The following is a 4179-nucleotide window of genomic DNA, read 5'->3' on the forward strand; positions in this document are numbered from 1 at the left end:
AAAGCCTGGAGGGAAAGCAGCTCGTCCATCACCATCCACCCCCTTTCTCAACTCCATCGAAAAGACGTGGAGACCAAGGTACCCATGCTGGCCATCTCCGACAGTAGCCATCAACAGATAATGCTATTCCTGCTGCACCCGTAGAATAGTCCGAAGAAAGGCAGTACGAATGATTTCCGGGAAAATAGATGGCCTCATCATCATCGACAGAGAAGGACTTCATGCGTAAAAGATTATTTAACTCCTGTTCGACAACTGACTCGCATTCGGCTCCACCAATCATCATGAGCGAAGCAGCGAGCCCCGCTTGCCCCTGAAATAGTCCTGCGCTCAGACATAAGCGTGGACCCAAAGACATTGAGATCTCTTTAATGATGTTTTTGTAGCGAGCCTGATCTACTATGGAACATGCAACCCCTATTCCGGCCGAACCTTCCGACAGGTATCCATAGTTCACTCCCGACATGTCGACGTACTGCGCGCCCTGATCGCTGGCCTTTAAATGACACACATCTCGCTCCAGGAGAGTTTCGGCACGCCGATGCCAGTCAATATTTCCAGTTCTTCTGAATGCCGCTTCGCAAGCGACTGCCACACCACACCAGCCATCGAATAGGCCAACAGCGTTCCCAGTTTCAGCTCCGCTACCATCCACATATGTGTCCGAGTCGTTCAAGGTTTCTTCGAAGTCTGCCAGCAATTCACGAATGAACCTGACGTTAATACCATATTGACACAACGACAGACATGATAGAACCGTTCCAGCCACACCACTTCGAATATTCGCATTCTTGCTTGTAAAACGATTCTGATGGCCTGCCAACGTCAGAGCGATTTCAGGCTCTCCCGCTTCAGCCATAGCTAATGCAATTCCCGGAAGTCCCCGTAGAAGCCCTTCTTCAGGCAGATCAGTTATACACATGTTCTCAGCAAGTTCAACCGCGAGTTCATGCGTATCCACTCCCAGTCTCGACAGCGCCAGAACGATTCCAGCGGTGCCAGTCTCCAAATCCCACTGCGCGGACGGACCGTCCCACAACTGCCGCGCATCACCGGGGAATATGGGCGCAGTCTTTTCTACCCGTTTTCTTGCAGCAAATATTCCCGAGATGATCTTATGCCTATACTGCTCCCACTCGTGTTGCAAAGATTGCGGACGAACCGAACTTGTGCAATTTGCACCAAGACCCAGTCTTGGCTTAGTGACCGACGAGGACAGTTCAGCACGGACATGCTCGATGAGATTCAGCACCTCTTCAGAGAACGTCTCCGATATGAAGTCGATGCGTTTTTGTTCAAGTCCAGGTGATAGAACTGAATCCAATGAAGGGGCAAACATATATAACAGCACTTGGAATAGGGAGTACGCGTCTCTTTCCCGATTACTGCATCTCCTTAGCGGCATGAACCCGGGCGTGCCTAGCACGTCTCTTGATTCGCACATGATCGGCCGTGCCCCCTCCAAATCAATGAGGCGCACAGTCAGGTCCCTTTCAATCATTATGTTCTTGGGCTGAAGGTCCATGATGGCCACACCCTCCGCATTCGCGGACTGCACGATTTTAATGAGCTGCCGGGATATCTTCAATGCATCGACTTCATACGGCTCGATGGGCTGCTCGAAAAGAAAAGGATAGTTTGAGGCTATCCAATCTTGAAGTGTTCCACCTTCGATGAAATCCTCTACAATAAATTCATGATCACTTAGTGTCAGGTAATCACGGAGACGTGGCACAAACTCCAAGTACTCCAGTTCCTTGAGCACTTCAGCTTCAGATCGTAACCGATCCTGAGATGACTCCGTTTCTGACGTGTAGCCACTATAGGCTCGCGCTTCCTTCAAAATTACTTCATGATGATCGCGTAGATCCAGTCCTCGATACACTCCACCACCGAAACTGTAGTGTATACAACCGGTCACTTTATAAGGGTAGAGCAATTCATCGGCCCCTTTTTTTAAACCATTCTTCCGAGCCTCTACCACATGTTTAATGGCATCCGGAATAGTAACGAAGTCAGGTACGGAGAACTTCATGTCGCGAGGGTCCTCAATCACCTCTCCAGAAGGTGTGATAATGCCCGTCCTTCCGTTGGACAGCGTTTTAGAGAAGTATGCGCCGTATCTGAAGAACACTGGACTCTCGGCGTAACGCGCATCCGTCAGCACATAGGGGCCGACCTTTCCTTCCAATCGTTGATCCAATTCTTCCAGCAGGGTCACAAACTGCTGTTCATTTCTTGGATAGATCGTAATAAATTTTCCTGCAGAAAGCCTGTCGGCATACTTCTTCAAGCAGCGCAAGAATTCAGGGCGATCACTCAGATGCTTGAAAGGAGTTGTGTGGCGCTCGCAAATGTCCGCAACATCGGCGAGCGTTTCTTCAGCGCCTACCGGGACCGAACTGACGTGAATTTTCCATCCATGCTGTGGGTAACTACCCCATATGTTACGAGGATATACCCGAGTCCAGGGCCCCAATCTATCGCTGATCCATCCCCGTGGCGTCGCACTGAATGCTTTACTAGGATGTGGGGGCAGGGATTCAAAGAAAAGGCTTCCCGGTTTGGCTAACTGGGCTCTTTTGGAATGATTCGTTCTGTATGCGAGTTTCAATCTTTTTCTCCGACCTAGTCAATTGCAGTACGTCGCGCGCATTTCAGCGCTAGGCGCAGAATAGGAAAATCAGATACTCGTCTCAGGGGTATCTGCTCTGGATCCAGGAATTTCTAGCAGGACACGAGATCGGACACTTCAGCGCCCAATATGCTTCTCGTGTGTGTTCCACCTTATCTCCGTGCAGTAACGACTTCGACTGAACCGGAGCGGGCGATCTCAACGACGAATAGTCAACCCTTCCAACGATGTCGCTGCAAACATCGAAGAAAAGTCACTCTCTATGAGGCGGCGATATTCTTGATCGACATAGCATACGTCGATCTATCGGCGCGTCGTTTAGTAGGTTACTCCGACCTCGGACGGCATGCAACCCGTCTATGACATTAGTCAGTGACATCCACGCCGTGGAGCATTAGCCTCGATCTTTCGTCGTCTGGTTGAGTGGGGTTGGGTGTGGCGGTCTGCCGCGTGTCGTCTCGCGGTGGTCGGGCCTTTCCGGGGGCCAGAGGGTGTTCCTTCAGGATCGTGGTGGACAGGAGGCAGGAGCCGTGTGTCTACGGAGCCGGTAGGGCCTGGAGGTGACCGAGGCCGTCAAGCAGAAGGCTGGTCCAGGGGTGGTCGGCCTTGTAGCGCAGGACGGTGCGGCGGGCGATGACGGCGGGGATGGCCATCAGCTGCAGGCGGATCGTTCGGGGCTCCCAGGCGCGGCCGGGGGTAGAGGTCATGGCGAGCAGCTGGGAGAAGGCCAGCAGGTCACAGGCCAGGGCCACGATCAGGCACCAGACCCGGTTGGCCGCAAACCCCTGCAAGGGGAAGCGGTCAAGTCCGGTGTCCTTGGCGCAGCGGATACGGTCCCCTGGCAGCGGGCCCGTAGCCGGTGGCGCACCTCGAGATCGGCGAGCTGCCCCACCCTCGTGCTGGTGGCGAAGGCGGTCAGTCGGTAGCCGCCCACGTCCTCGAAGCGCAGCTGGGCTCCCTGATGGGGCCGCTCTCGGCGCACGGTTGACCCGCATCCCCTTGGGCCAAGCGGTCAGGTCCAGCAGGTCGGTGATCTCAGCGACGTCCGCACCCTGCCTGGGCTGGCCGTCAGCGTTGTAGGCCGGGGCCCAGGCGGTCTCGGGGATGGTGCCCGTGGATCTGCGGCGTGTGCTCGGGAAGCGTGAACCCCACGCTGTAGGACACCCGTCGACGGGCCAGGAACTCAGGTGGTCTCCTTCGTGCCTCCGGCCCCGTCGATGCGCACCAGCACCTTTCTACCGGGTCTGGGGCCGAGCCCGGCCTGGTCCAGTGCCCGGCGGATGATCTCGATGTGGTCGGCGGCAGTGTTTGATCCCGCGTTTCCTGGACGCAGCATGATCGCCGCGCACTCACCGGCCCCCTGGCCGGGGCCGTGGTCGAACCACGCGGTCAGGGGGTGGTAGCCGAACCCCTTCTTGAAGGTCGGGGCCGCCCCCTCTTTGTCTGAGTGCACATTAACCAAGGTGGCGTCGACGTCGATCACCAACGGACGCTCAGCACTGATTCCAGCCGTTGGTGAGTGCTCGCCGGCCAGGTCCCACACC

1 protein-coding gene and 1 pseudogene are annotated in these 4179 nt (G+C 55.2%); both read right to left on the bottom strand.

Annotation, left to right across the window (positions count from 1 at the left end; translation table 11 throughout):
* Positions 1-28: 28 nt before the first annotated feature.
* Entirely contained in the window at positions 29-2614 is a 2586-nt protein-coding gene (gene lanKC / locus HMPREF3165_RS12815) for a class III lanthionine synthetase LanKC (RefSeq protein ID WP_218079042.1), read from the bottom strand.
* Between the two features lie 596 nt (positions 2615-3210).
* Positions 3211-4179, bottom strand: a pseudogene (locus tag HMPREF3165_RS13735) (IS1380 family transposase); the annotation flags it as partial.

Origin of the sequence: Actinomyces sp. HMSC08A09 (assembly GCF_001807465.1) — a bacterium.
GTDB classification, from domain to species: Bacteria; Actinomycetota; Actinomycetes; order Actinomycetales; family Actinomycetaceae; genus Actinomyces; species Actinomyces oris.